Origin of the sequence: Natrialba chahannaoensis JCM 10990 (genome assembly GCF_000337135.1) — an archaeon.
GTDB lineage: Archaea > Halobacteriota > Halobacteria > Halobacteriales > Natrialbaceae > Natrialba > Natrialba chahannaoensis.
In genome coordinates, this window is the sequence record NZ_AOIN01000049.1 from 1 (window position 1) to 6,010 (window position 6,010).

At 57.1% G+C, this 6,010-nt stretch carries 6 protein-coding genes; all 6 read right to left on the reverse strand.

Going from position 1 to position 6,010, the window contains the following annotated elements:
* Window positions 1-116: 116 nt before the first annotated feature.
* Window positions 117-1,031, reverse strand: coding sequence for a hypothetical protein (locus C482_RS08595; RefSeq protein WP_006167150.1), 915 nt, complete (start codon window positions 1,029-1,031; stop codon window positions 117-119).
* 2 nt (window positions 1,032-1,033) lie between these two features.
* Window positions 1,034-2,020: an eCIS core domain-containing protein gene (locus C482_RS08600; protein WP_006167152.1), complete on the reverse strand. Its 987-nt coding sequence runs from the start codon at window positions 2,018-2,020 to the stop codon at window positions 1,034-1,036.
* Window positions 2,021-2,049: 29 nt separating this feature from the next.
* Window positions 2,050-3,060 (reverse strand): RNA-binding protein, encoded by a 1,011-nt coding sequence (locus C482_RS08605; RefSeq protein WP_006167154.1) that lies wholly within the window; start codon window positions 3,058-3,060, stop codon window positions 2,050-2,052.
* Window positions 3,057-4,118 carry an eCIS core domain-containing protein gene (locus C482_RS08610; RefSeq protein WP_006167156.1) on the reverse strand — a complete coding sequence of 354 codons (1,062 nt, stop codon included), beginning with the start codon at window positions 4,116-4,118 and terminating at the stop codon, window positions 3,057-3,059. Before C482_RS08610 ends, C482_RS08605 begins: the two co-directional genes overlap by 4 nt.
* A gap of 175 nt (window positions 4,119-4,293) precedes the next feature.
* Window positions 4,294-5,157: a hypothetical protein gene (locus C482_RS08615; RefSeq protein WP_006167158.1), complete on the reverse strand. Its 864-nt coding sequence runs from the start codon at window positions 5,155-5,157 to the stop codon at window positions 4,294-4,296.
* Window positions 5,158-5,244: 87 nt separating this feature from the next.
* On the reverse strand, window positions 5,245-6,010 hold a 766-nt coding region (locus C482_RS08620), incomplete at its 5' end, for an eCIS core domain-containing protein (protein WP_006167159.1).

A 6,010-nucleotide genomic window follows, 5' to 3' on the forward strand; every position in this document is an offset into this window, starting at 1 on the left:
CTGTGTCTCCGACTCGTTGTTGCAATCACCAACTACGAGCGAGGAAACGAACCGGGCTGTGAGAAGCTATGAGATGGATTCTATGACACACTCATATAATTAAACGAAAGAAGTGCCTATCTACTGAAGAGTGCACCCTTGATCTGTGAGTAGATGGAGTCGTTACGACCGGGATCGGTCATCTCGACGAGTTCTTCCCAGGTGATTGGGAGATCAGGGCGGAACTCGTGGGTGTAGCCAGGGATATCGGCGTCGATAAGATGGTAGGGAGGGTAGAGATCGAAGTTGTCGTATTTACCAGTGAAGCGATACTGGCCGTGCCCAAGCACTTTGTACTCTTCAGGTGGTTCCATACCCCGCATGAGATAACAGTCGCGGACCTGACACCGAAGGTTGTAGTCCAGATAGTCTCTGAAAGGCGCGGGATCGGTCAGCGGAGCCGGGGTAATATCCACACAGGCATCCGGCTCTCTGTCAGGCGCATCGCCATGCCACACAGTCCGGCGCTCACCTCTAGCAACGTAATATTCAACACCGATACCCGAAACCGCCTCGATATCACCGGCAGCATCGAGACAGATTTCCTGTTTGTATCCAACTGCACCCTCAGACCCGATCATGTCTTCGGGGAGTTCGTGCGGACGCGTTGTGTCGCCGATGTCGACGTTAGGATCATTATCGTAGTGGCTCAGACTTTGGTCGAGGAGATCACCGAAGACGGTCTCAATCTTGTCGTCTGAGAGCGACTGGAGCGCCTGCCGAACGTCTTCGAACCGGTCCGCATCGAGGTCCCACGGGATCGTGTCGTGCTCGGTCTCTTGAGCGACGTAATACTGGGCGTATTTGCGTGCATGCCCAATGTGTTCACCTTCGCTATGGGTTCGTTTCGCTGGCTTGTCCGGGTACCCGTTTTGAATATGCCCGTCAATTTCTCCGTCGTAACAGATTCCTATTTTGTGCTCAATTTCGTTATTATCGGTTACTAAAACGCCATATCCGTCGTCTGTCTCTTTGCGAATTTTTGCTTGCATGATTAGAAGTCGACCTTTTCGCTATATGCTCCGGTCTCGTCGTCAAGGTTGAATTCTTGGTCAGTGTTAAGACCAAGTCGCTCTCGCAAGAACGTCTGAACCTTGTCGGCAACGTTCTGACCGAACTTGGTGGTGAGGACAGCCCCGATCGGGACACCAGCAAGGCCGCCAGCCACTGCACCAGCTGGTCCAGCCATCGCTCCGACTGACGACCCTACAGTCCAGCCTTGTGTCATCCCTTTGACTGGGCTACTGGCTGCGTCTTGAACGCGGCTGGCTACCTCGATATCGTGATACTCGAGCCACTCGGTGAGACCTTTCGGTGTTTCAACAGACTCAACCAGGTCCAAGAGTTGGTCCTTGCTAAGTCGGTACTGTTTGCTTGTGGCGTCATCGACTTTCTCTGTACCAGTCTCAAAGAGATCGCCGGCTTTGGCAACTGCCTCTTCACCAGGGTACCGCTGGACGTGTACATCCGTTCCCATCCGGTTGACGACCAGCGGCTCCTCGCCCGACAATGCCTGCTGTGCTGCTTCGTCGGCCTCGCGCTCTAACTGTGGATCTGGATCGATTTCGAGATCAGCGCCCTCCTTGGGCATCATGGAGATGGATGCACCGCCGTTCTGCTGTTTGACGTGCGCCAGCTCGTGGGCCAGCAGATGCTGGCCTTCCGAACTCTCAGTATCGTACTCGCCCGAATTNGCACCGCCGTTCTGCTGTTTGACGTGCGCCAGCTCGTGGGCCAGCAGATGCTGGCCTTCCGAACTCTCAGTATCGTACTCGCCCGAATTGAATACAATATCGTTTCCACAGGTGAACGCCTTCGCGTCGATTGCCTCAGCCGCTTCGGCGGCTTTCGCACCCGTGTGAATGCGGACGTTTGAAGACCCCGGTTTATTTCGTCTCCAGTAGGTCGGTGTACGGTGGGAGAGACTACAGGCGCACTGAATACCAGGCAGACCTGATGCCGATTGGAATGACAGACTCATACCAGAATCAGAGTGTATCGACCGTTCTGTCAGGAGGAGTCGAATAAGCCCGAAAGATCGTATGCATCTTCGGGCGTGTGCTGTTCTTGCCAGTCGGTGATCGTCGCTTCAGGATCGTGGTAGTTTTGGTAGAAATCGTGATTGCTGTACCAGCCGATATGATCGTAGAAGCCCGGCCCCTGAATCCGAACATCTTCTGGTGGAGCGATCCCCATCGTGATGTAACAGTCACGAACCTGGCAGCACAGGTGACGGACCAGTGATTGGCGGAAGTCCTCGAGATTGTCGAACTGGTACGCTCGACCGAACATCTGTGGACGGGCGTCTGGATGGCGGTCTAGGACGGCTCCATCGGTGCCTCCTGTTACCGCTTCGTCACGGTCGCCGTTTGCCCAGCGGATTGTAACCGGCCCAATCGTCTCGATGACGTCCTCACTGAACGTTTCTGCCACACTGGAGGCATCAATCTCCTCATTGCTGGCGAAGACCCGCTGGATACGACTCATGAGCCCACCACTGTCTGTGGTCTGTTCGACCGTTCGCACCACTGCTTCCAGGGTCCCGTCGGCGATCAATTCTTCGAGCAAGGCTGCCGTATCCGTCTTGTCCAGCCCGAGGTAGATGTCCTGTTCGACACGTGGGACGGTCATCGGTGGGAGGTCTGGAACCTCGACAACCGGCGACGCTTCGCCGGCGTCGTGGCGCATCTGCTGGTAGAACTCGCCGAAGTGCACCTCAAAGACGTCTGCTGGAAGGTTGGCGATAGCCATCGCGGCGGTCGCGATTCGATCCGGGTTCGAAAGCGGGTCAACCGTCTCGTATCCGCGCTGACGGTAGACGTAGAACTTGGCGAACCGCCGCGTCTGGTTAACCCACTCGTGTTCGTCTTGGGTTCGTTTGGACGGATCGTCCGGGTAGCCGTCTTGTTCATGATACTTGATCTCGCCACTTTCGTCCATCTCGATACCGTGGTCTACACCATTGTTATCTTGAACCTTGATACCGATGCGCTTAGATTCCCCTGTGATAACTGCCTTCATTGTTCGTACTCTGCCTCCATGTCCACGTCACCCGTCGAGTCACCCGCCCCAGTCTCACCGCTCTCCCGCAGTTCACGTTTTACCGTTTCGACGATCGTTGCGAGTTCCTCTGAAGAGAGGCTGCTCTCCTCACCAAGCGCGGCGTTGGCAGCACCCTTTCCGAGCATACCCGAGGCGAAGGCCCCTGAGGCAGCGACGGCAGCACCAGCGGCCAGCGGCAATGCGCCCGCAGATGCAATCGTTGTCAGCGCCGCAAACGTTGCACCGACTCCGGCGGTGACCGCCGTTCGGTTGTCGGTCGCTCCGTTGCGTAGTCGTTCCAACCAACTCGTCTCGCCGTCCTCGATCGCGTCGATATCTACCCCGAGCTCTTCCAACGCCGCTTCGTCCAGTTCGTCCGAACTGCTGAGCATCTCCTCGAACTCTTCGGAGCGCTGTTCCAGGCGCTCATCTACCGCCTCGGGGACGCGCTTTTCGATCTCTTCGGAGACGATTTTGCGAACCCGAGACGGACTCGCGAGTCCGCCGTCATCGCTGGCCGTCCGCTGAATGTGGACATCCGTCCCCATCCGACTCACGACCAACGGCTCGTCGGCGGAGAGTGCCTGTGCAGCCGCCTGGTCAGCCTCACGCTCTAACTGTGGGTCAGGATCAATCTCGAGATCGGCCCCCTCCTGGGGCATCATGCTGATCGCGGCCCCAGTCTGCTGACGAACGTGCGCCAGTTCGTGGGCCAGAAGATGCTGGCCTTCCGGACTCTCAGTATCGTACTCGCCCGAATTGAACACGATATCGTTCCCACAGGTGAACGCCTTCGCGTCGATCGCCTCAGCCGCTTCGGCGGCTTTCGCACCCGTGTGAATGCGGACGTTCGAGAAATCGGCGTCCATGCGCCCCTCGAGTGCTCGCTGAATCGGCTGCTCGAGAGAGCGGCCACCCTCGCCTAGCACGTCGAGGACAGTATCGGGAACCTCGTCCTGCGTGGTGTTGGTTCCCTCGAGTGTACGGTGAGTGGTCTCTGTCTTCAGCGGAACAAACTCGTAAACATGGCTGTCCACCGTATGGTTGATCAGTCCGTTCCGAGTATTGAAAGCGTGGCTGTCCGCATTGTGTCTCAATGTCTGTGCCGGAGTAAACTTCGACCGCCGGTCAGAGCAATGTAAGTTATTCGTCGCCGGCTGCGGTGACGCGAAACGGAGTTTGATACTCATGAACGCTGTCGGTCGGTCCGATTTAGACTCTGTAGCCCGGAACGTCGGCCTCCGGGTCGGCGTAATCGGGGTAACAATCGAAGTGACGGTACTTCTGGGCGAATTTGTAGAGCCCGTGACCCAGCACGCGATACTGTGCTGGCGGGTCTTCTCCCATGCCAACGTAGCAGTCTCTGATCTGACAGAGGAGATGTTCCTCAATCAGCGGGCGAAACTGCTCTATGGAGTGGGTAGGAATCGGTGTGAACTCAAGTCGGGCGTCGGGCTCTCGGTCGAACGGGCGATCACCTTCGACGACCCGGTCGTCGTTGGTTCCCTCGTAGTAGAGCAAGTGGACATCTGAAACCGCTTCAACAGCAAACTCCGGCGGTTCGATGTCGCCAGTAGCTGCTCGCTGTTGAACTCGGCTGCCGAAGTTGGCGACTTTCTGCCGGAGCCCACCACTGTCAGTCTGGGCCTCGACTTCGTCGGCAATCGCTGCCAGTTCGTCGCTGTAAGCGTCCGCGGTCGCTTGAATCTCCTCGAGCTCCGCTTCGAGGTAGATGTCGAGCATGTACAGTCTGAACTCCTCGTGATCGACGTACTCGAGTGGGTCGATCGGTGGCTCCACGGAAGGATCGTCGTAGCTGCCCACCTGGCGATGGAAAGGCTCGAACACCGACTCGAATTTCTCGTCATCCATCGTGTGGATGGCTGCGAGGACCGCAGCGATACGGTCCGGGTTCATCCGCACCTCAAGGGTATCGTAGTTCTCCTCTCGGTAGACATGATATTTAGCGTAGCGCCGAGCCTGGGAGATGCGTTCGTCTTCGGTGTTGGTTCGTTCGGACGGAGCGTCGGGATACGTATCCTGATGATGATAGACAACACCCCCGTTGAATGACATCTCTATTTTATGTTCTGCTCCGTCATTATCAATCACTTTGACCCCCACACCCTCGTCCGTTTCCGCTTTAATACTGGCCTTCATACTCTAGAAAATTCCAAAGACACTCTCATCTTCATTGTCGACTTCCGTCTCTTCTCGGCTCTTGCGCTCGTCCTCATCACTCTTGGCACGCCACTCGGAGAACCACGCTTTGGTACGTTCTTTGAGTGCCGAGAGGCCTTCTTTTCCACCAGTGACTTTCGCTGCCGTGGTTCCTGCGATGACCATCCCGAGTGCGGCGTCGGCATGGGCCTCTCCAGTGACGTTTCCGAGGAGGCTGTCGAGGCCAATGGCTTCGGCACCAGCGTGTTGGGCAGCCGTGAGTGCAGCGCCGATACTGCCCCACATACCTGCGACCCCGACTTTTTTCGCGATCCCGTCGTCGCCTGTGTCCAACTGGGCAGTGAGTTCCTCAGTCCGGTCAGCTAGCGGTTTCAACGGCTCGAGTTCACTCAGTGATGCTTCGATTGCACTCACTCGCTCAGCAAGGTTGCTGCCGCCCGCTGCACCTTTCACCGGGGCACCAGCGGCGGCTCGCTGAATGTGTACCTCTGTCCCCATTCGATTGACGACCAGCGGCTCCTCGCCCGACAATGCCTGCTCGGCTGCTTCGTCGGCCTCGCGCTCTAACTGTGGATCTGGATCAATCTCGAGATCAGCGCCCTCCTTGGGCATCATCGAGATGGACGCACCGCCGTTCTGTTGTTTGACGTGCGCCAACTCGTGGGCCAGAAGATGCTGGCCTTCCGGACTCTCAGTATCGTACTCGCCCGAATTGAACACGATATCGTTCCCACAGGTGAACGCCTTC

Bases quoted from the DNA above. Each gene is read 5' to 3' on its own strand.
- C482_RS08605 (WP_006167154.1), bottom strand. From the start codon at position 3,060: ATGAAGGCAGTTATCACAGGGGAATCTAAGCGCATCGGTATCAAGGTT.
- C482_RS08615 (WP_006167158.1), bottom strand. From the start codon at position 5,157: ATGTCATTCAACGGGGGTGTTGTCTATCATCATCAGGATACGTATCCC.
- C482_RS08595 (WP_006167150.1), bottom strand. From the start codon at position 1,031: ATGCAAGCAAAAATTCGCAAAGAGACAGACGACGGATATGGCGTTTTA.